This is a genomic window from Stappia sp. BW2, assembly GCF_008107695.1.
Taxonomy (GTDB): Bacteria; Pseudomonadota; Alphaproteobacteria; order Rhizobiales; family Stappiaceae; genus Roseibium.
Map to the genome: position 1 here is coordinate 208,694 of NZ_VIRG01000066.1, position 21,238 is coordinate 229,931.

General features: G+C 57.6%; 20 protein-coding genes and 1 tRNA gene. 12 read left to right on the forward strand and 9 right to left on the reverse strand.

Annotated elements, in window-relative coordinates; genetic code table 11:
• The first annotated feature begins 99 nt into the window (after nucleotides 1-99).
• From FMN63_RS12460 to FMN63_RS12470, 5 genes are all read left to right on the forward strand, one after another.
• Nucleotides 100-630, forward strand: a complete 531-nt coding sequence (locus FMN63_RS12460; protein WP_148584293.1) for a CoA-binding protein — start codon at nucleotides 100-102, stop codon at nucleotides 628-630.
• 92 nt (nucleotides 631-722) lie between these two features.
• A complete protein-coding gene (locus tag FMN63_RS12465; RefSeq protein ID WP_148584294.1) occupies nucleotides 723-908 on the forward strand; it encodes a hypothetical protein in 186 nt (61 codons plus the stop codon).
• 135 nt (nucleotides 909-1,043) lie between these two features.
• Entirely contained in the window at nucleotides 1,044-1,172 is a 129-nt protein-coding gene (locus tag FMN63_RS29835; RefSeq protein ID WP_286192622.1) for a hypothetical protein, read from the forward strand.
• A gap of 135 nt (nucleotides 1,173-1,307) precedes the next feature.
• Entirely contained in the window at nucleotides 1,308-1,433 is a 126-nt protein-coding gene (locus tag FMN63_RS29840) for a hypothetical protein (protein ID WP_286192623.1), read from the forward strand.
• Nucleotides 1,434-1,590: 157 nt separating this feature from the next.
• Nucleotides 1,591-2,871 carry an O-acetylhomoserine aminocarboxypropyltransferase gene (locus tag FMN63_RS12470; RefSeq protein WP_148584295.1) on the forward strand — a complete coding sequence of 427 codons (1,281 nt, stop codon included), beginning with the start codon at nucleotides 1,591-1,593 and terminating at the stop codon, nucleotides 2,869-2,871.
• A 130-nt stretch (nucleotides 2,872-3,001) separates the two neighbouring features.
• On the opposite strand, the gene FMN63_RS12475 is transcribed toward FMN63_RS12470, so the two are convergent.
• Nucleotides 3,002-4,096, reverse strand: coding sequence for a COX15/CtaA family protein (locus FMN63_RS12475; RefSeq protein WP_148584296.1), 1,095 nt, complete (start codon nucleotides 4,094-4,096; stop codon nucleotides 3,002-3,004).
• A gap of 148 nt (nucleotides 4,097-4,244) precedes the next feature.
• Between FMN63_RS12475 and FMN63_RS12480 the strand changes: the two genes are divergently transcribed.
• On the forward strand, nucleotides 4,245-4,460 hold the full coding sequence (locus FMN63_RS12480; protein ID WP_148584297.1) for a DUF2842 domain-containing protein: 216 nt from the start codon (nucleotides 4,245-4,247) through the stop codon (nucleotides 4,458-4,460).
• Here FMN63_RS12480 and FMN63_RS12485 read toward each other — a convergent pair.
• A complete protein-coding gene (locus FMN63_RS12485) occupies nucleotides 4,420-5,514 on the reverse strand; it encodes a polysaccharide deacetylase family protein (protein WP_209001101.1) in 1,095 nt (364 codons plus the stop codon). The genes FMN63_RS12480 and FMN63_RS12485 overlap by 41 nt on opposite strands.
• Nucleotides 5,515-5,719: 205 nt before the next feature.
• On the opposite strand from FMN63_RS12485, the gene FMN63_RS12490 reads away from it, so the two are divergent.
• Complete coding sequence (locus FMN63_RS12490) at nucleotides 5,720-6,889, forward strand: GNAT family N-acetyltransferase (RefSeq protein WP_162530038.1); 1,170 nt, start codon at nucleotides 5,720-5,722, stop codon at nucleotides 6,887-6,889.
• Nucleotides 6,890-6,923: 34 nt separating this feature from the next.
• On the opposite strand, the gene FMN63_RS12495 is transcribed toward FMN63_RS12490, so the two are convergent.
• Nucleotides 6,924-9,452, reverse strand: a complete 2,529-nt coding sequence (locus FMN63_RS12495; RefSeq protein ID WP_148585557.1) for a Wzz/FepE/Etk N-terminal domain-containing protein — start codon at nucleotides 9,450-9,452, stop codon at nucleotides 6,924-6,926.
• 197 nt (nucleotides 9,453-9,649) lie between these two features.
• On the opposite strand from FMN63_RS12495, the gene FMN63_RS12500 reads away from it, so the two are divergent.
• The 5 genes from FMN63_RS12500 to FMN63_RS12520 all read left to right on the forward strand — a co-directional run bounded on the left by FMN63_RS12500 (nucleotide 9,650) and on the right by FMN63_RS12520 (nucleotide 14,571).
• Nucleotides 9,650-10,207 carry a polysaccharide biosynthesis/export family protein gene (locus FMN63_RS12500; protein ID WP_148584300.1) on the forward strand — a complete coding sequence of 186 codons (558 nt, stop codon included), beginning with the start codon at nucleotides 9,650-9,652 and terminating at the stop codon, nucleotides 10,205-10,207.
• Nucleotides 10,208-10,313: 106 nt separating this feature from the next.
• Entirely contained in the window at nucleotides 10,314-11,543 is a 1,230-nt protein-coding gene (locus tag FMN63_RS12505) for a glycosyltransferase family 4 protein (RefSeq protein WP_286192624.1), read from the forward strand.
• On the forward strand, nucleotides 11,543-13,150 hold the full coding sequence (locus tag FMN63_RS12510) for an undecaprenyl-phosphate glucose phosphotransferase (protein ID WP_148584301.1): 1,608 nt from the start codon (nucleotides 11,543-11,545) through the stop codon (nucleotides 13,148-13,150). The genes FMN63_RS12505 and FMN63_RS12510 overlap by 1 nt, the downstream gene beginning before the upstream one ends.
• Nucleotides 13,147-14,451 (forward strand): O-antigen ligase family protein, encoded by a 1,305-nt coding sequence (locus FMN63_RS12515; RefSeq protein ID WP_148584302.1) that lies wholly within the window; start codon nucleotides 13,147-13,149, stop codon nucleotides 14,449-14,451. Before FMN63_RS12510 ends, FMN63_RS12515 begins: the two co-directional genes overlap by 4 nt.
• A 43-nt stretch (nucleotides 14,452-14,494) precedes the next feature.
• A tRNA-Pro gene (locus FMN63_RS12520) sits at nucleotides 14,495-14,571 on the forward strand.
• A gap of 278 nt (nucleotides 14,572-14,849) precedes the next feature.
• On the opposite strand, the gene rfbA is transcribed toward FMN63_RS12520, so the two are convergent.
• From rfbA to FMN63_RS12550, 6 genes are all read right to left on the reverse strand, one after another.
• The gene (gene rfbA / locus FMN63_RS12525) at nucleotides 14,850-15,722 is read right to left on the reverse strand and encodes a glucose-1-phosphate thymidylyltransferase RfbA (protein ID WP_148584303.1); all 873 of its coding nucleotides are present in this window, start codon (nucleotides 15,720-15,722) and stop codon (nucleotides 14,850-14,852) included.
• Nucleotides 15,723-15,759: 37 nt separating this feature from the next.
• Nucleotides 15,760-16,650 (reverse strand): dTDP-4-dehydrorhamnose reductase, encoded by an 891-nt coding sequence (gene rfbD, locus FMN63_RS12530; RefSeq protein WP_148584304.1) that lies wholly within the window; start codon nucleotides 16,648-16,650, stop codon nucleotides 15,760-15,762.
• A complete protein-coding gene (rfbB, locus tag FMN63_RS12535; RefSeq protein ID WP_148584305.1) occupies nucleotides 16,647-17,729 on the reverse strand; it encodes a dTDP-glucose 4,6-dehydratase in 1,083 nt (360 codons plus the stop codon). Before rfbB ends, rfbD begins: the two co-directional genes overlap by 4 nt.
• Nucleotides 17,726-18,304 carry a dTDP-4-dehydrorhamnose 3,5-epimerase gene (rfbC, locus tag FMN63_RS12540; RefSeq protein ID WP_148584306.1) on the reverse strand — a complete coding sequence of 193 codons (579 nt, stop codon included), beginning with the start codon at nucleotides 18,302-18,304 and terminating at the stop codon, nucleotides 17,726-17,728. The genes rfbB and rfbC overlap by 4 nt, the downstream gene beginning before the upstream one ends.
• A 157-nt stretch (nucleotides 18,305-18,461) precedes the next feature.
• A complete protein-coding gene (locus FMN63_RS12545; protein WP_148584307.1) occupies nucleotides 18,462-19,556 on the reverse strand; it encodes a M24 family metallopeptidase in 1,095 nt (364 codons plus the stop codon).
• A gap of 93 nt (nucleotides 19,557-19,649) precedes the next feature.
• Nucleotides 19,650-21,236 carry an ABC transporter substrate-binding protein gene (locus FMN63_RS12550; RefSeq protein WP_148584308.1) on the reverse strand — a complete coding sequence of 529 codons (1,587 nt, stop codon included), beginning with the start codon at nucleotides 21,234-21,236 and terminating at the stop codon, nucleotides 19,650-19,652.
• Between the last annotated feature and the right edge of the window lie 2 nt (nucleotides 21,237-21,238).

Sequence of the window (21,238 nt, forward strand, 5' to 3'; positions counted from 1 at the left end):
CATAAATCTTCAAGGAAGACCGGAATGCGGCACAAGGCCCCTTGCGGCCCGGCGGCATTTCGAATTGGATGACCCGGTAAATCTGAGGATCTCCATTCCATGAATCACGACACTTATGCGGACGCCTATATCAAGGGTATTCTCGACGAGGTGAAAACCATCGCCATGATCGGCGCGAGTGCCAACAATGTCCGGCCGTCCTATTTTGTGCTGAAGTACCTTTTGTCCAAAGGATACAAAGTGTGGCCCATCAATCCGGGTCAGGCGGGCAAGGAGATCCTGGGACAGAAGGTCTATGCGTCTCTGGACGAATTGCCGGCGGTGCCGGACATGATCGATATCTTTCGCAATTCCGAAGCTGCCGGTGCAATCGTCGATGAAGTGATTGCCAGCGGAAAGCTGCCCAAGGTCATCTGGATGCAACTGACAGTTCGCCATGCCGAGGCCGCGGCCCGAGCGGAAGAAGCGGGCATCAAAATGGTGATGGATCGCTGCCCGAAGATTGAATACGGTCGATTGTCCGGTGAAATCGGCTGGGCCGGCGTAAATTCCAGAACCCTTTCCTCCAAACGCCCTGCCCTCAAGGCCGGGTTCCAGCATCGTGGGCTTTCCGGGGAAAAAGACAACTGATTTTCCCCAACGCATCAGCTTCGCACAATGCTCGCGTGTAGCTCGTTTATCGAGATCCGAGCAACCGGATGGCATCAGCAGCGGGAGGCAGCATGACCCAAGACCCGAACCTGTTTACCGCATTTGAGTGGGTCCTCATGGCCATGGCGGGCCTGGTTGCCCTGCTGCTGTTTGCATTCGTTCACAAGGCTCGACACGGTTCGCCCTTCGCCGATCGCGACGAAACCTGGACCCGCGACAAAGCCGGCTCCGGCGAACGGGAGCAAAGTGGCGAATAAATTGGGGTCAACGTATGCGCTCCTGCTGCAAAGCTCTGCTTGTTTCTGCTAGGATAGGTTGATCGAGGGTTGTGGTATTGGCCTGCCTTCTGGCGAGGTTCCGCCTATGAGGGCAGTTTCGAGAGGGCATGGGTCATGATATTCGCTCTGGCGACTGTCGCATTCGTCGTCTGTATCGCAGTGCTGATTCATCTGCAGAAGGCGGCTGCGGAGAAAGCTCGCGATACCAAACGCAACAGAGCCGTTCCCTCCGACGAAATCTGAGAATTTTAATTTCTATTTATAAGAGCTTTCACTCAATTTGCCCCGAATGCTCGCGAATTTCTTTCCCTTTCGTCCATAAGACATCGTTAACCTTCTCCCTCGCATCGACATTTTTGAGGCTCAAAGGAGGCCGCGTTGTTTGCTGTCCTCGCAGATATGACCTTTCTGGCCTGGAGCCTGCCGCTGCTGGCAGCCACACTGTTGTTCGGTGTCTATTTCGGCGTAAAGCTGGAGAACCGCAACACCTGGTCCGACCATTAGAGGTTTTCGCCAGACCTCGATATGCAGCGCACCGGCCAATTCAGCCTAAAGCTTTGACAAACTTAATTTCCTTTAGCTCACAAAACCGCAAAATCGTTCTTTGACCTGCCATGCGGCTTCGGTCAAACTGGCCGCCAATCCAACAGGGAGGTCTTTTATGAGCGACAATATTCCGGGTTTTTCCACTCTTGCGATTCACGCTGGCGCTGCGCCGGATCCATCAACAGGCGCGCGGGCGACACCAATTTATCAGACGACGTCGTTCGTCTTTGACGATGTCGATCACGCAGCTTCCCTGTTCGGTCTGCAGGCATTCGGCAACATCTACACCCGGATTACCAACCCGACGACGGCTGTTCTTGAAGAGCGCGTTGCAGCGCTTGAAGGCGGCACCGCCGCGCTTGCGACAGCTTCCGGCCATTCGGCACAGCTCCTGTGTTTCCACAGTCTGATGCAGCCGGGCGACAACATCGTAGCTGCCAACAAGCTCTATGGCGGATCGATCAACCAGCTGAACCATTCTTTCAAAAGCTTCGGCTGGGGCGTGAAGTGGGCCGACCCGGCAGACATGGCATCCTTCGAAGCGGCCATTGACGACCGCACGCGCGCGATCTTCATCGAAAGCCTCGCCAATCCGGGCGGCATCGTTGTCGACATCGAAGCAATTGCGAAAATCGCAAAGGCCAAGGGTGTGCCGCTAGTGGTCGACAACACCATGGCAACGCCTTACCTGTGCCGCCCGATCGAACACGGTGCGGATATCGTCCTGCACTCGCTGACCAAGTTCATGGGCGGTCACGGCAATTCCATGGGCGGCATCATCGTCGACGGCGGCAGCTTCGACTGGTCCGCAAGCGGCAACTATCCGCTGCTGTCCCAGCCACGGCCGGAATACCAGGGCATCGTCCTGCACGAAACCTTCGGCAATTTTGCCTTCGCCATCGCCTGCCGCGTGCTTGGCTTGCGCGATCTCGGACCGGCTATTTCGCCCTTCAACGCCTTCATGATCCTGACAGGCATCGAAACCCTGCCCCTGCGCATGCAACGTCATTCGGACAATGCCAAGAAAGTCGCGCTTCATCTTGCTGCCCATGACAAGGTGAAATGGGTGTCCTACGCAGCCCTGCCGGAGGACAAGCACCACGACCTGCAGCAGAAATACATGCCCAAGGGCGCCGGTGCAGTCTTCACCTTTGGCGTGGAAGGCGGATATGACACGGGTGTCGCGCTGGTCAGCAAGGTGGAGCTGTTCTCGCACCTGGCCAATATCGGCGACACGCGCAGCCTGATCATCCATCCCGCCTCCACCACGCACCGCCAGCTCTCGGACGAACAAAAGACGGCTGCCGGTGCAGGCCCGGATGTGGTGCGTATCTCGGTCGGGCTGGAGGATGTCGACGACATCATCGCCGATCTCGATCAGGCGCTCGCCGGATAACAAACATCAGCGAAACAGACGAAAAGCCCGCCAACCGGCGGGCTTTTCTTTGCGATCTCAACTTCGGGGCAACTCGCCTGGCACCGCCTCGCGGCTGCGTGTTTACGCGTGGAAAGGCCTTTTCCGCACACTAGTTGCGGATGGCAAACGGCCCCTTCAGAACAGCTACATAGTCGACGGCAGCCGCCAGGACGACGACCGCGAAGCCCTGATGCACCAACGCGATGGACAGCGGCACTTGCCAGAGCAGCGTCAGAATGCCGAAGAGTGCCTGCAACATAACAAATCCACCCACGTGCGCGCCTGCCCTGCGCAGCTCCTTGCGCTGGCTCACACGGAACGTGCTCCAGGCCAGCGCTACACCGGTGAAAACCAGCACGTAGGCCGTCATGCGATGCTGGAACTGGACCGTCATCACGTTTTCGAAAAAGTTCAGCCAGATAGGCTGAATGGCCAGCATGCCACGCGGGATAAACTGGCCATCCATCAGCGGCCAGGTGTTGAAGGTCAAACCGGCATTCAATCCGGCGACGAGACCGCCCAGGAAAATTTGCACGAAGACCAGACAAAGGACCAGTTTTCCCAGCCCCGCGAGACGCTCCTGTTCCGTGCGCTCGGGAGCTGGCAGCGGTGTCAGCCGCCTCGCAATCCAGAAAAGATAGGCGAAAATGAACAATGCGAGCGTGAGATGGGTCGCCAACCTGTACTGACTGACATCCACACGTTCAACCAGCCCGGACGCCACCATCCACCAGCCGACGAATCCCTGAAGGCCGCCAAGCGCAAGGCCGACAAGCAGTCTGGGCTTCAACCAGGGCTCGATCCGCCCCATTGCCCAGAAGGCCACCATCGGCACAAAGAAGGCGACACCGATAAACCGGCCGAGCAGCCGATGTGCCCATTCCCACCAGAAGATGAACTTGAATTCCTCCAGGCTCATGCCCTTGTTGATGAGCTGGTATTCAGGAATTTGCCGGTATTTTTCCAACTCCTCTTCCCACTCGGTCTCGCTGAGCGGGGGAATGACACCGTGAATGGGCTTCCATTCGGTGATCGACAGGCCGGATTCGGTCAACCGCGTGGCTCCGCCGACAACGACCATGGCAAGGATCAGCGCACACACGCAATAGAGCCACCATCGGATAAGAGCCCTGTTCTGCCGCACCTTTTGCAATTTGGCCGGAAGCATCTGCTCGCTCTTCACACCTTCTGCAACTGCAATCATGACCCGCTTCCGGAAATGTTTATCGTGAGTTTGACCTTTGGCTTGCGGAGATATAGGTGCTGAAGCAAGACGGCAAGCGGTGCGGGGCAATTTGCGGCAAAAGGTCCCTCATCGCGGCTTCACACTCGCATTACGGAAACGCCTGACAATGGTTCCCTCGTTTCGCAAGTTTATCGGCATGGTGCTGCTGGTGGTTTTCGTGGTGGTTTATGCCCTCACCGCGATGGTGATCGGTGACCTGACCCTGCAGCAATCGTCGAACACGATCCGCTTCATCTACTTCGGCATCGCAGGACTGGCCTGGGTGATCCCGGCGGGTGCGATTATCTGGTGGATGGAAAGAGGCGGGAAAAACCGGACCTGACACCAAAACCATTGGCGGCCCACCGGGCAACCCGGTACAGCGCGAAAGGTGCGCCTGTCAGATACTGGTCAACGACCGAAGGGTCCTGAAAGCGGCCATTCAGCGAGACGCGCGGTAACATCATCGGGTCCCGTGCGTTGACGGATTGAAGCACCCCGGGAAGCGTCGTTACAGCCGAAGCAAAGCCGATCTCCCGCAAAATATCCGCATCGCGCTGGGAGACAGCGTGTGATTTTCCATACGGATATGCATAGTGTTTTGGTCGGCGGCCAAGCTCTTTCTCGAGCCGTTCCAGCCCCTCACTCACGTCTTTAAGGGCAGCGTCTTCGTCCAGCCGTGCCATGGCGAAATGATTGCGGCTGTGAGCACCGATGGTCACCAGCGGGTCGCCAGCCAGTTGGCGCGTCTCGTCCCAGGACATCATCTGCCTGTCGGCCAGCGCTCTCAGATCGACACCATATCTTTCGGCAAGCGACCGTATGATCTTGCGCTGATCCAGTTCGGCGACTTCCAGCGTCAGATGATCGACGATCTTATCGAAACGCGCATTCTTTTCCGCGACGGTTCTGCACGAGATACCGGTGCTGCCCTGCGCGTCGCTAAAGACCACTTCCTCATTTTCCGCAACGATCTGCTCCAGAGCGAGCCACCACAGCTCACTGGTCCGATCGATCAGACCGCTGGTGACGAACACCGTGAAAGGTGCTTCCAGTTCCTTGAGGACCGGATAGGCAACAGTGAGATTGTCCCGGTAGCCGTCATCGAATGTCAAAACCGCGTAGCGGCGGTGCCCGTAGCCGGACTTGAGCAGATCGACGGCTTCGTCCAGAGAGATGATTTCATAGCCGTTGGCGCGGATACGATCGACCGCAAGTTTCAGAAACTCGGGCGTGATCTCAAGATGACGGTTGGGTTGAAAGGCATCAGGGCGTGCCGGCCGCACGTGGTGCATCATGAACACGGCACCGCAGCCCTGGGTGAACGGTGCCAGCATACGGCCGAGCCCCGTTCCCTTCAGCACACTGAATGCGCGTGTTACCGTTTTTTGCCGCATGCCCATGTGGCCGCAATGCCCGCCTTGCTAGAATGTGCCAGTTAGGCACGGTTTCTTTAACAATTATTGCTAAATCTATCGAGACTTAGCTCGATCTGCCATCGCGGCGTCCAGTCTTTCCTCAATGTTCGTTCAAAATGGTTTATCCAATTTTCAAATGCCGTATCAGCCTGTTCACCAAGCGCACGGTTGTAAGGTGAACACCATGGCCGCAGCCAATCTTGAACTGTCCATTTTCTCGAGGCTTAGCGAAGCGCAGCCCGACTGGCAACAACTAAAGAGTGTGCCGCACAGTAATCCCTACCAGTCCCCCTCCTGGCTCATCAGCTGGTTCGAGACGATAGGCAAAAGCTTGAACTGCGTTCCTGTAATCGTCGTCGGCCGGCGACAGGATGAGCCTCTCTTCGTGCTGCCTCTGCAACTGGAAAGATCCGCAGGCACGTCCACCCTGACCTTTCTCGGCCACCAGAACGGCAACCAGAACACCGGTCTCTGGAATGCAGATTTTTACCGCACTGTCACCCCGGCAGAGATGCAGGACTTGCTGTCTGACGTCTGCCGGCAGATCGGTGCAGACCTCCTGAAACTGGAAAACGTTCCAGACAATTGGCAGGGCCGCGGCCATCCGCTGGTCTTGGAGTGCGCCACTGCAAGCCCGAGCCCTGTTTTTGCCTCTGCCCTGCCCGATGAATTCGAGCAGTTTTTCAATGCCACACACAGCAAGTCGTCACGCAAGAACCTTCTGCGCAAGGAACGGCACCTGCGTGCCGCCGGTGACTACAGGGTTGTCAAAGCCTCTGACCGCGCCGACAAGCAACGCGGCCTGGATGCGTTTTTCGAGCAACGAGCCTTTAGAGCGAAGGCAGCAGGCATCCCCAATGTCTTCTCGCAACGTCCCGCCAGAACGTTTCTCTCCACCGCGCTGGGGCTCAACGCAACGGCTGACACACAGGTTCAGGAGCCAAATCCGCTGGACCTCTGGTTTCTGGAAACGGACGGTCGAATCCGGGCCACTTATCTGTGCGTCGAACATGGAGCGACCCTTTACGCCTACAGCAACAGCGTCGCCCACGACGACATGCTGCCCAACAGCCCCGGCTTGGTGCTGATCAAGGAAATCATCGAGCGGGCATGTGCGGACCCAAGGTTCGAAACACTTGACCTCGGCCTTGGCGAAGAACGCTACAAGACCGGCTGGGCGGAGCCTGTGTTGCTGAAAGACAGTCTGCTGGCGATGAGCTGGAAGGGAGCGTTGCGATTGCGCTTGGAGGCAGCACGCTTGAACACCAAGGCCCGTCTGCGCAATTCCGCGACCCTATGGCCGCTGATCCGGCGTCTGAGGAAGTGGAAAGCAGGCATCGGCCAGGGCGGCTGAGCAAAGCGCCTGTCTACTGTTGCAGGCCAGCTCTTCAGGCGGCGTGTCCGTCGCCGTTTCGGCGCGGCCCCGGACCAGCGCCGTCTGGTATCACGACTTCCACCTTTGCTCCGGTGTTGTGCGCCAGAAGGTTCGCCGCGCTCTGCAGTTCGTGACTGTGGTCTGGGGCAGACGCAGCTATCAAAACCCTGTCCGCAAAACTCAACATGCGGGCACTTGCCAGCGATCCATCAATCGCCCCGAGATCAACGACAACGGTTTCGTATGTCGACTTGATCGCTTCCAGGGCCAGTTTGAAACGCTCCGAATTCACCATCTCGTCCGTGATTTCGACCCGGCCTGCCTCAATGATATGCGCCTTTGACCCTGCATCCCTGTAAACCACCTTGGCGAAGGGAGCCGTGCCGGCAACGATATCGGAAAAGCCTTCCGCACCCTTCGAGTTGGACTGGTCGGGGAAGACCTCCATGATGAGCGAAGACTTGCCGCGTCCGGCGGCTTTCCGGATCAGATCGAACGCGAGTTCATGAGACAGGGCTTCGTCGTCCACACTGAGAACAACGACGCGGCCTGCTGCTTCAACATCGTCCGCATGCATCGTCTTCAGCTGCTCTTCAGGCTTGTCACGTCTTTTGGACCTGGTTGCCGCGACAACCGCTGCAGGCATGACGTCCGCTTCCGGGGCGTCCTCGTCGATGTCCTTGGAACCCCGTATGTCGTCGACCGGGTCTTGGCTGTCTGCCACCGGGACCGGGCTGCCTGCAACAGAGGCCTGGCTGACTTCGGCATCCTGGCCGGTCTTTTTTCCACGGCCAAGAAGCTTGCCGGCCAGAATCCCAACGCGGCCCTTCGGTCGAACGGGCTTCTCCGAGGTCTCGGCTTGTGGCTCAGGTCTTTTCTCGGAAACCTTTTCTTCGGTTGGTTCCGGAACGCTCTCTACGCTTTCAACACTCTCAATGGCTTCAGGCACGTCCGGTTCTGCCGCACGAGGCGTATCGGATGTGTTCCACTCGCCGGGCTCTATCCTGTAGCTGGCGACGGTCTGACCATAGCCCCCGCCCCAGCCAGGGTTGCCACCTCGCGAGGAATCGTCAGGCCCGGTCTTTGGCCGCTCTTCCATGGGCGGGGCAACGCGTTGCCCGGCAGAGGGGCCATCCTGCATCCTGTAAAGTGCGGCTCCGTTCAGGAATTCGCGCATGAGCACAAATGCACACCCGAGAATAAAGGTCACAAGCGCGGCGATGATGGTGCTGGCAATGATCTTTGGCGAATCCGGCTCCACCGGAACGCTGGCCCGCGAGATGATCCTCGCATCGGCGGGCAGAACCTGTGCCCGCAAGCGGGAGTCGGCTTCCTGATAGCTTAAAAGCAACTGATCAAGCTGGGCCGCCTTGGCATTGGCTTCCCGCTCCAGTTCCGTTAGCCGTGCCTGATCGGCGTTGGATTTAGCGGCGGCCTTTTTCAACTCGTCAAGGCGAGCTCCGAGCGCCTTTGCGCGCTGGTCTGCCACCTTGGCATCATTTTCCAGGCCCTGCAGAACCTTGCGCGCTTCCGACCGGATTTGCCGGTCATAATCCCCAAGCTGAGACTGCAGAGCCTTGAGTTGGGGATGGTTGGGCAGCAGCGTGATGGAAAGTTCGGCAATGTTCGACTGAATTTCGACCTGGCGTTCGCGTAACCGCTGGATGAGCGCGGAGCTCAGAACTTCACTGGCGGTTTCAAGCGATCCACCCGAATTCAACAATTCGCGAATGAGATCGGCCTTTGCCTGCGATTCAGCCTTGGCGGACTGAGCTTCGGAATAAGCCGTGCTTGTTTCGGCAAGTTGCTGCTGATTGAGCGGGATGTTATCGGCGCCTATCAGCAGATCGGCGCGCGCACGGAAATCAGACACCGCCTGCCGCGCCGCCTGAACTTCCTTGCGCAATTCAACGATCTGAGGTTCCAGAGCTGCGGAGGCCCGCTCAGTCGTTTGACGTTTGGCGCTGGACTGAACCGACAGATATTCGTCAAGAATCGTATTGGCGACCTTGGCAGCCAGAACCGGGCTTTCGGCGGTGTAATCGACCGCGATGACGCGGGAACCCTCCAGCCGGTAGATTTCCAGATTCTTGTAATAGTGTTTGAGGACCCGTTCTTCCTGGCTGTTGCCTTCCGTCTTGGTGCCGAGCCCGACCAGAGACAACAGAATGTTCACGAGGCTGCCATCGTCATTGGCATCGAATTCGGGAATCGCAGCAAGGTTGAGCTTGTTCGCAACGCGGCGTGCCAGGTCAGCGGACTTGAGAAGCTGCACTTGGCTGACAACACCTTCGCTGTCCAGCAGGGCCCGCTCTTCCTCCTGCCCTCGCGCAGCACCGGGCAGGTTGTCCGTGCTTTCAATGATGATACGCGCTTCGGCCTTGTATTTGGGCGCAACAAACTGAAGCCCCAGAAAAACGGCAACCGTAACGAAAAGCGTAAGCGGCAAAAGCCAGCCCAGGGATCGCGCGATCGTCCGCAACAGACCACCCAGATCCAGCGCCATGTCGTCTTCGGAATGTGTCTGCCGTTCAGCATTCATCACTTGAAACTCCAAAATATCGGCAAACTATGTCGAATTATGGTAAGCGTTCGGTTAAGGCGCATATAGTTTCCCTGGCGGCCCTGTTAAGAAATGCATGCGCATATTTGACAGGGTATCCAGCATGTCTTTTCTGCTCTTCACCCTCAATTAACCATAAAGCGCGATCCTGTCTCCGAATTGTAGGAGAGTCGTTGATGCGAATGAGAGCGCTTGTTGTCCTGGGCCTGTGCCTAGGCCTTGCTGCATGCAGCGGGTACAGACAGCCGCCGACAGCGTTTCATGAAACACTGACCCAGCCTTACCGCTTGGACTCGAGCGATAAGCTGCGCATTATCGTGTTTGGCCAGGACGACCTGTCGAACACCTATGTTGTTGATCAGGCTGGATATATTTCTTTCCCGCTGGTCGGCAACGTCGCAGCACGCGGCAAGACGCAGCAAGGGCTGGCAGCCGAAATTGCAACCAAGCTGCGCAAGGGTTATATCCGCGATCCGGACGTGTCGGTGGAAGTCGACACCTATCGCCCGATCTTCGTCATGGGTGAGGTGCAAAATGCAGGCCAGTATAATTACGTCGCCGGCATGACCGTTCAAAACGCCATCGCAACGGCGGGCGGTTTCAGTGCGCGGGCGCTTCAATCGAATGTGGATATCACCCGGCAGCTCAACGGTGAAATTCTAAACGGTCGTGTTCCTATTTCGGACCCAGTGCGCCCCGGTGACACAATTTACGTCCGCGAACGTTATTTTTAGGCCTCCGCTAAGTTAACGGTGGACTCACTACCCTTTGTTAGGATGCAGTCTCAGGGCCCCACAGGTTCAAAAAGAAACCTGGGGGTGGATACAGGGATATTGCATCATGACAACGACCCCAATGCGGATCGTGCATTGCGTGCGTTCGCCCATTGGCGGCATTTTCCGCCACATTCGGGATCTTGCTATCTGCCAGTCGGAAGCGGGACACGATGTCGGGATCGTATGCGACAGCAGCACGGGCAGTGCGTTCGACAATCAGCTTCTTGAGGAAGTGAAGCCGAAACTTTCGCTTGGCCTTGCGCGATTTCCCATGAAACGTCAGCTCACCATCCAGGACCTGACGGCGACTGTTTCCCTCTACAGGCACATCCGGGATCTCAAACCAGACATTCTGCATGGACATGGAGCCAAAGGGGGCGCGTATGCGCGCCTGATCGGCACTGTGCTGCGGTTGCGCGGCCAGAAAACCGCCCGGGTCTATTGCCCGCACGGCGGCAGTCTGCATTACGATCCCAACCGGTTCGAAGGCCGTGTCTATCACTTGCTGGAGCGTCTTCTCGGCCGCATGACGGACGGGCTGATCTTCGTCTCGGACTACGAGGCGGCAGCTTATGAAAGCAAGGTCGGTCTTCCGAGAGCGCGCTCGCGAATCGTTTACAACGGGCTGACAGCAGACGAATTCCAACCCGTTTCCCCCAATCATGATGCCGCCGATTTCCTCTACATCGGCATGCTGCGGGATCTGAAGGGACCGGACCTTTTCATCGAGGCGATTTACAACATTCGCCTGAAAACCGGCACCGCGCCGAAGGCTCACATCGTTGGCGAAGGCCCCGACGAAGAGCGCTATCGGAACATGGTCAAAAAGCTGGGGCTGGAGGGCGCAATTACGTTCCACGGTGCCCTGCCCGCCCGAGAGGCGTTCAAACTCGCGAGAACTGTGGTTGTTCCGTCGCGTGCGGAAGCCATGCCTTACATCATTCTGGAGACCGTGGCCGCGGAACGACCACTGATCGCAACGCGGGTCGGCGGTATTCCGGAAATTTTCGGCCGCTACTCCAACCGCCTGGTGGCGCCGGGTCATATCGGCAAACTCACCACGGCCATGGAAGAAGCCCTTGCAGATCCGGCACAAATGGCTCAGCAGGCAAAAAGTCTGCGCAGCTGTCTTGCCGAAACATTCTCGGTCGACCTGATGAACGACAGAATTACGACCCTCTATCAGGAAATCCAGGGCATCGCTCCGACCGATAGCTCGTCGTCCGCCAGGGTTGAAAGTGTCTCCGCGGCAAGCCACGTGCAGACTGTACTTGCCAGATCGAGCAACCAATAATGAGAAGCCGTGTTTTAAAACCTACAGATCCGTTCGAACCCAATCCCGACTCAGGCGATGCGTCCGCTTTGGGCAACCGGCTGGAAAAACACCTCAGGCAAAGCGTGCAAGGGGCAACCGGACAAACCAACATCAAGGTTCTGTCTGCCGCCAACAGCAGCCTTTCAGCCCAAGCTTATGAAATTGCAAAAGGACTTGGCGGCAAGGGTATTTCCGCCACTGTTCTGACCGGCATGGTGCGCCTGACGGATGTCCTGCTGATTGTTGGCACGGCTCTTGTCGCAAGCATCAGCAGCCCGGAAGCCGCGGGCTTCGGACTTGGCAATCTGTTTGTCACCAGCGCCGCCATCCTTTTTGCGCTCGCCTTTTTCCAGGCGGCGGATGTCTATCAGGTGCCGGTCATGCGCCAGGGCCTGTCGCAGATCGGGCGCGTTGCTGCCGGCTGGACCCTTGTGTTTGCCATGTTTGCACTTCTGCGAACCATGACAGGCGTGGGCACGGAGGTTTCTGAAACCTGGATCGGCACATGGTTCGCCGCAAGTCTGACGGGCCTTTGCCTGTCGCGGTTCATTGTTTACCGGCTGGTACGCCACTGGATGAAATCGGGCCGCCTGGAAAGGCGCGCCATCATTGTCGGCGGCGGCACGGCCGCACAGGAGCTGATCCATGATCTGGAAGCTCAGCCAGACAATGACATCCGTATTTGTGGTATTTTCGATGACCGAAACAACGACCGGTCACCACCGGTCGTGGCCGGCTACCCGAAACTCGGCAACATCAGCGCCCTTGTGGAGTTCGCAAGGCTTGCACGCATTGACATGCTCATTGTCTGCATTCCCTTGCGCGCAGAGAAAAGGGTTCTCGAGCTTCTGAAAAAACTATGGGTCCTGCCGGTCGACATCCGGTTGTCGGCCCACACGGACAAGGTTCGCTTCCGTAACCGCGGATCCAGTTTCATCGGCACGGTTCCCTTCGTCGATGTGGTCGAAAAGCCGATTGCCGACTGGGATATGGTGGCCAAACGCGTCTTCGACCTGGTCTTTGCCTCTCTGGCCATCCTCACGCTGTTTCCGGTCATGATCGCCGCTGCCATCGCCGTGAAGCTGGAAAGCAAGGGACCGATCCTGTTCAGGCAGAAGCGCTATGGTTTCAACAACGAGATCATCGAAGTTCTGAAATTCCGGTCCATGTATACGGAAATGGCCGATCCGGATGCGAAAAAGGTGGTCACGAGGGGCGATCCGCGCGTCACACGGGTCGGGCGGTTCATCCGCAAAACCTCGATCGACGAACTGCCCCAGCTTTTCAACGTTCTTGGCGGCAGCCTCTCGCTCGTCGGTCCGCGTCCCCATGCGGTGAACGCCCACACCGACAACAAGACCTGGGACGACGTCGTCGACGGTTATTTCGCCCGCCACAAGGTGAAACCTGGCGTTACCGGCTACGCCCAGATCAACGGCTGGCGCGGCGAAGTCGACCGACCGGAAAAGATCCAGAAACGTGTAGAGTGCGACGTCTACTACATCGAAAACTGGTCGATCCTGTTCGATCTGAAGATCCTTCTTCAAACGCCATTTCGGCTGCTCAATACGGAGAACGCCTATTGAGCCTTGCGATCGAACCTTTCGGCGGTACGCCCCATGCGCGCGCGCCCATCGGTCTTCAGACGAAGAGTCTGGGCAACGGTGCGCTTTGGCTTGCTGCCTTCCTTTCGGGATTCGTGATCAAGGAACCTGCGCCTTATGAACTGTACATGGCGCTTCTACTGGTCGTCTGGCTGGCCTGCGGCCTTAAACTTCGGCGGGAATTCGGTCCGCTGATCATCTGCCTGATGCTTTATATCGCCGGCGGCATAGCCTCCATTCCCATGGCCGAGGAAATGGGCGATGCGATCATGTATATTGCCGTTTCCGGCTTTCTGGCAATCACGGCCATCTTTTATGCCGCCATCATTGCGGAAGATCCCGGCCGGGTCCGGGTCATCCAGAGCGGCTATATCACCAGCGCCGTGCTGGTGGCGGCCATCGGGATCGCCGGTTATTTCCACCTCTTCCCCGGTGCATCCTATTTCACGCTGTATGACCGAGCCCGCGGCACTTTCCAGGACCCCAACGTGTTCGGTCCGTTTCTGGTGCTGCCGACGTTGCTCCTGATCCAAAAGCTGCTTCGCCAGTCTGTCCTGCGCAACCTGCATCTGCTGGTGCCGCTCGCCATTTTGATGCTTGGCGTGTTCTTGAGCTTTTCGCGCGGTGCCTGGGGTGTTCTGACGGCATCGGTCCTGATGGTGTATTTTCTGGCGCTTGTCACCGAAAAGGCCGGCCCGCGCCGAGTGCGCCTCGTTATGCTCGGGGCACTCGGCATTCTCTCAGTGGTCGCCCTGTTGGGCGCGGCGCTGTCCATTGACACGGTCGCCGACATGTTCGCCGAGCGCGCAAAGCTCGTGCAATCCTATGATGGTGCCCGCCTTGGCCGCTTCGCCAGATACTCGCTCGGGTTTCAAATGGTGATGGACCGCCCCCTCGGACTTGGGGCGCTGGAGTTCCACAAGTATTTCCCGGAGGATGAGCACAACGTCTATCTGAAAGGCTTCACCACCTACGGCTGGCTTGGCGGCTCGGTCTATATTCTGATGGCGCTTTGGACATTCTGTGCCCTTGTGCCGCTCCTGTTCAAATCACGTCCGTGGACGGCCTTCACGCAATGTGTCTTTTCAGTTTTTGCGGCACATCTGATCCTCTCCGCAATTATCGACACGGACCACTGGCGGCATATGTATATGCTGTACGGACTTGCGTGGGGCCTGATCGCCGCCGAAAAGCTGGGCCACGGGCGCCCTGCAGTATCCGGCGGTGCGGTCTTTGGCCGGAGTTTACAGAAGTCTGGAAAAGCTCCTCCCCAGACGCAATAACCTGCTTGCGCTTGTCATGCGAACAAGCTAGGTAGGGTCCGTTCGGGCAGTAGCGCAGCCTGGTAGCGCACTTCACTGGGGGTGAAGGGGTCGTCGGTTCAAATCCGGCCTGCCCGACCAACAATTTCAAAGACTTATGGAATTTTTGGATTTCTGAACGCTCAAAAGGCGCTCAGAAACAACGCTTTGGTGTGTGGAGCAGGTGCTTGAAGCGTTTTGTTCCAACGCCGAGCTTACACGATCCCGACTAACCTATTACATCTTCGCCTTTTGGAAGCTTATCTGTCATCAAAATATTAATTGGCACTTTCAGAAAAACACCCAATTGAATGAAATAGTTATTTTCTGATTACAAAAAATACCGAAAATATTTTTTTATTCTTCTATGAGAAATTCTCTCAAAATCTTCTAGAGACGATTTTCCGCAAATAGTCCCCATACCCGCTGTTGGAATAATCTTCACTCAGGCGTTCCAGATCGTTCGCACTGATCCAGCCGTTCTTGAACGCAATTTCTTCCGGTACGGCGATGCGGTGCCCCTGTCTTTTTTCAATGGCCTGAACGAAGGTGGCGGACTCGATGAGACTGTCGTGCGTACCCATGTCGAACCAGGCAAATCCGCGGCCGAGTTGCTCTACATGGAGGTCTCCGCGTTCCAGATAGCGGGCGTTCACGTCCGTGATTTCCAGCTCGCCCCGTGCGCTCGGACGAATGTCGGAGGCAATATCAGTGACGTCCTTGTCGTAGAAATAGAGCCCCGTCACGGCCCAGGAGGAGCGCGGGGTTTTCGGCTTTTCCTCAATAGAAGTCGGTTTTCCGGAGGCGTCCAACGCAACGACGCCATAGCGCTCCGGCTCGGCAACTTCATAACCGAACAAGGTCGCGCCGGACTTTCGTTGCGAGGCCCGCGCGAGCATTTCCGTCAGGCCATGGCCATAGTAGAGATTGTCCCCCAGGATGAGGGCGCATTCCTGCCCGGCAAGAAAGTCATCGGCAATCAGGAATGCCTGCGCGATGCCGGCCGGTTCAGGCTGCACCGCATAGCGTATGTTCACGCCCCATTGCGTACCGTCTTCCAAAAGGCTCTGAAAGGCTGCCGCATCACGTGGTGTCGTGATGATCAGGAGATCTCTTATCCCAGCGAGCATCAGGACGCTCAATGGATAATAGATCATCGGTTTGTCGTAGACGGGCAACAGCTGCTTTGAGATGCATCTGGTAACCGGGAAGAGACGCGTTCCGCTTCCGCCCGCAAGCACGATGCCTTTCATTTTCCAACTCCACTTCCGTCCACATGACTAAATAAAATCAGGTATTTCGTTCCAGTTGATCCAGCATGTCGCGCAGTGCGGCCTGCCACTGTCTCATGGCAAGGCCATGGACCCGCGCCAGTTTTGAGCAATCAAGCGCCGAATTTACTGGCCGCCTTGCGGGTGTTGGAAATTCAGACGCCGGAATGGCGATCAACTCCGGCTTTTTGCAGAAGCGCTCGCCGGCAAGCTCGAATATCTTGTCCGCAAAACCATGCCAGGTCACTTCACCCTGACCGGCACAGTGAAACGTTCCGTAACCGTCCTGCCCAATCTGATTGTTCAAAATCCGTTCGGCCAGTCGCAGCACGACTTCCGCGAGATCCGCTGCATATGTCGGGCATCCGCGCTGGTCGTCGACGACGCGAATTTGCCCCCTCTCCTGCGCGAGCTTCAGCATCGTCCGGACAAAGTTGGCGCCGTGAACGCCGTAGACCCAGGAGGTGCGCAGGATCAGGTGACGGTCGGTCGCGGCGCGGATGGCCGCTTCACCTGCTTCCTTGCTTTCGCCGTACACACCAATGGGGCCAACGTCGTCCTGTTCGACATAAGCATGCTGATGTGTACCGTCGAAGACATAGTCCGTGGAAAAATGCATCAGGACCGCTCCGTGCTTCTGCGCGGCTTCCGCAAGATTGCGCGCTCCATCGCGATTGACCGCAAAGGCGGCCTGCCGGTCTGTTTCCGCGCGATCAACAGCGGTATAGGCAGCCGTATTGACGATCAGATCGGGGGCAAGCCGCCCGATAACCTCCGCAACAGAAGTGCGGTCCGTAATATCCAATTGCGATCTGTCGAGCGCTGCGAGATCGAACCCCTTTTTCAGGCCTTGCCTGGCAACCTCATGGCCAAGTTGGCCGTTCGCTCCGGTGAGCAGAATGCGTGTCATGATGCACCGGCGGCTGCATTTGAAACCCCATTGGTCCCAAGCCCCAGCCTGTTGCCGGCGTAGCGGCCGGTGCGAACCTCTTCCCACCAGTTGCGATTGCCCAGATACCAATCGACCGTCTGACGCAATCCGCTTTCAAAAGAATGTCGGGGCCGCCAACCCAGTTCGGCAGAAATCCGGGAAATATCCATGGCGTAACGCGCATCGTGGCCGGGTCGGTCAGTTACGAAGGTAATCAACTCTTGCCGGGGTTTACCGGCAGGCAGCAACTCATCGAGAAGATCGCAGATCAGGTGAACGACGTCGATATTCCGCCGTTCGGCATCGCCGCCGATATTGTAGACCTGCCCCGGCGTTCCGCGCGTCAGTACCTGCCACAACGCATCCGCATGATCGTCCACATGAAGCCAGTCCCGAATATTGGCTCCCGCGCCGTAAACCGGCAGCGGCTTCTCCTCAAGGCCGTTCAGGATCATCAAGGGGATCAGCTTTTCCGGAAACTGGTAAGGCCCATAATTGTTGGAACAGTTGGTGGTGACCACCGGCATCCCATAGGTATGGTGCCAAGCCCTGACCAGATGATCTGACGCAGCCTTTGAAGCGGAATAAGGCGAATTCGGCGCGTAGGCGGTTGTTTCCTTGAAGGCTCCCGTTGGGCCGAGACTGCCATAGACCTCATCCGTGGAGACATGATGAAACCGGAAGGCTTCCTTGCGCGGCAATGGCAAGCCGGACCAATAGGTTCGCACCGCTTCCAGCAAGGTGTAGGTGCCCACGATGTTTGTATCGATAAAGTCAGCGGGACCGTCAATTGACCGGTCGACATGGCTTTCGGCGGCCAGATGCATCACCGCGTCAGGTGTTTCCGTCTCCAGGAGACCGGCCATTGCCTCAGCGTCGCGGATGTCAGCGTGCACAAAGCGGTGCTGGGGCGCTTCCATGACTGGCGCGAGAGAGGCCATGTTCCCGGCATAGGTCAGGGCATCGACCGTGACGACGTCCGCAAGCTCCTGCGACACCAGCTTTCGGACGACCGCGGATCCAATAAAGCCGGCACCACCCGTAACGAGAACCTTCATCCTTCCGCTGCCTCCGGACATGAGAAACAGGCGCCGATTTCACCAAACCGTGGCAGGCCCCGATCCTTTGCGGAGAGGATGGCATCGGCTTCTGCCAGGCCCCAATCGATGGCGAGGTCGGGATCGTTCCACAGGATGCCCCGGTCGTGCTCCGGTGCGTAGTATTGCGATACCTTGTAGAGAACCTCGGTGTGCGGTTCCAGCGTCGCCAATCCATGGGCAAACCCGGAGGGAACAAGGATCTGCTTCCCATTTTCAGCTGAAATGACCGACGACACATGCTGGCCGTAGGTTGGCGAGCCCAGTCTCAGATCGAGAGCAACATCCAGTATCGCTCCGCGCACCACACGCACCAGCTTGTCCTGCGCGAAGGGCGGCATCTGGAAATGCAATCCGCGAACCGTTCCTTTTTCCGCGGAATAGGCGTGATTGTCCTGCACGAAATCGATGTCAATTCCGGCATCACTCAGCAGAGCTTTGTTGTATGTTTCGGAAAAGAAACCACGGCTGTCGCCGTGCCGCTTGGGGCAGATAATCTTGACTTCGGGAATGTCGAGTTCAATTACTTCAAGCATGAATCCATTTCGGTCTTCGCGGTCAGGTTCCGCGAAAGACCAAGCTTCAGAGCTGGCCTTCCGCGAAGCTCTATAAGTTCGTGCTCCTTCAATGACGAAGGAGCGGCAATCCGACCCCGTTCCCGAAACACCTTCGTGCCCATCTATCGCCGAGCGTTCACCTCACCACCGCCACGCGCGGCAAGTCGGAGAGGATTTCCGGTCCATCGGCGCGCAGGATGACGATTTCCTCAAGACGCAGGCCAAATTGACCGGGAAGATAGATCCCAGGTTCGATTGAAAACACCATACCTTCATCCAGTACGGTTTCGGAAGTCGCCGTCAGATATGGAGGCTCATGTATGTCTATTCCAAGGCCGTGACCTGTCCGGTGTGTGAAAAAATCACCATAGCCTGCCGCTGAAATGACATCCCGGGCTGCCTTGTCGATTGTTTTCGCGGCGACACCTGGCCTTGCAGCCGCAAGAGCGGCTTCCACGGCCTTGTCCACAATCGCATGGACCTTTTCAAATTCCGCTGTCGGTGTTCCGAAGAAACCGACCCGGGTCATATCAGATGGGTACCCCTCCAGACGGCCGCCCGTATCGATCAGCACCGCGTCACCGTCTTTCAGCTGCGTCTCGCCGGTGTGATGATGCGGAAAGGCGCCGTTGCCGCCGAAGCAGACCGAGGTGAAAACCGGTGTCGCGCCGGCCTGCTTGTAGACATCGCGGATGGCGGCGGCGATCTCGAGTTCCGTAATGCCGGGTTTCAGCGCGTCGAAGCCGGCCATGGCAGCCGTATCATTGAGCACGGCACTGGCCTTCAAGCGTCGGTATTCATCGTCATCCTTGCGAGATCTCAGGTGCCCGACCGTGTCACCGGTGAACCGGCGTGAAGCGCCGGGAAGCGCGTCGAGCAGCAGCAGGGCAAAATCGGCGCGCATGGTTTCGTCAATAACGACGCTCGGCGCTTCCGGCAGGTCGGAAACGGCCAGCAAGGTGGCGAGCGCGGCGTCCGGGCCATCGTCATCGCGCCAGGGGAAAAACGGCAGGTGGGTCTTCCGGCGAGAGCTGTCGACATTGAGCGCCGGCATCAGGAATCCTGCGTGGCTTTTCGAAACCAGCAGCATCACGGGCCGCTCGTCGCCATGGGGATCGAGACCGGCCAGATACATCATGTGACTGGACGGACCGATGGCGACAAGATCGGTTCCGGTCGCGGACATACGCTCGCGCAGCGCGGCAAGACGCTGATCGGAAAGGGAAGACATTTCAGGAAACTCCGGAAGGATTGGTCAATCAGCGAACGGCTGTCAGCAATAAAAAGCCGCCCCGGGAGAACCGGGACGGCTCGGTGTTCAGCGTCAGTTCTTCGTCACCAGACGATAGTAGACGAAGTCAGAGGTGGCACCGTTGACGTAGCCCTCGACCTTCGGGTCCATGGCAACCTGATAGGCTGCCTGGAACATGATAACGATCGGCGACTTGGCCTGAACTTCCTTCTGCAATTCGACATACATCTCGTTGCGTTTTTCAGGATCGCTCTCGGCAAGCGCTGCCTTGGTCATCTCGTTAATCTCCGCCGGAACAGCCCAGGCATTCCGCCAAGTGGTGGTTGCCTGATAATTGTCGTCGGAGTTGTCGCTGTTATACGCAAAGGCCTTGGCGTTGGAATGCGGGTCCATGAAGTCCGGCCCCCAGTACAGCAGCATCGCCTCGTGGCTGCGCTCACGGTACTTGGTGATGACCTGCGAGCCTGTGCCCGGGATGATGTCGAAGTTGATCCCGGCTTCGGCAAAGCTTGCCTGCAGCGACTGGGCCATGTCCGTGAACGGCGTGGAGTTGATCACGTCGAGCGTTACCGTGATCGGCGTCTCGATGCCTGCGTCAGCCAGGATCTGCTTGGCCTTTTCAGGATCGTAGGTGTAAGGCGTCTCGTCGTAGGAGCCCGGGAAGCCCTTTGGCCAGAACGCCTGATGAATTTCCATCTGGCCTTTCAGGAAGCTGTCGGTCATGCCCTTGTAGTTGACGAGGTAACGGGCCGCGTCCCACACCGCTTCAGGCTGCAACACATCCTTTTTCTGGTTGAAGGAAAGGAAGTGCACTGCTGCCTGCGGATAGGTTTCGACCTTGATGGAGTCGCCATCCATGCCGGCGATCTGATCCGGCGTCAGGTTGCGGGCCATGTCGACATCGCCGGACTGAAGCAGCAACTGCTGGGTGGCAGCCTCGGCAACGTGACGGATGATGACGCCTTCAACCTTCGGAGCGCCCTTGAAGTAGTCGGCATTGGATTTGTAACGCACCAATTCGCTCGGGCGGTAGGTCTGCAGTTCGAACGGGCCGGAACCGGCAGAGTTGGCGTTGAGCCACTTGTTGCCCATGTCGCCGTCTTCTTCATGCTCCATCACCGTCTTTTCATCGACGATGGAGGCCGGACGGGAAGCCAGGACGTTGAGGGCGAAAGCCGGCGAGAAATCACCTTCGTATTTGACGATGACCTTGTTGCCGTCCGCCGTGACCATGTCCTCGACATTTTCAGCCGTCCAGCCGAGCTGGGCCAGGATGAAAGCCGGGGTGAGGTTCAGCTTGATGACGCGTGCGAAGGAAAACACGACGTCTTCCGCACGAACCGGATTACCGGAATGGAACGTCGCATCATCGCGCAACGTGAACGTGATGGTCTTTGCATCGGCATCGGTCTGCCACTCGGCTGCAAGGCCCGGGGCCAGAACTGTCGGGTCTTCGGCATCATATTGCACAAGCCGGTCATAGACATTGGTCACGAGTTCGCCGGAGGAAAACTCGTAGGCCTGTGCCGGATCAATGGCGACAATGTCATCGATATTCTGAGCCACGACCAGAATGTTGTCCGGCGTCGCGGCACTGGCAGGTTGCGCAATCGGCATTGCCAGGGCGGCAGCCAGAAGTGCGGTCCTTAAAAGCTTCATTC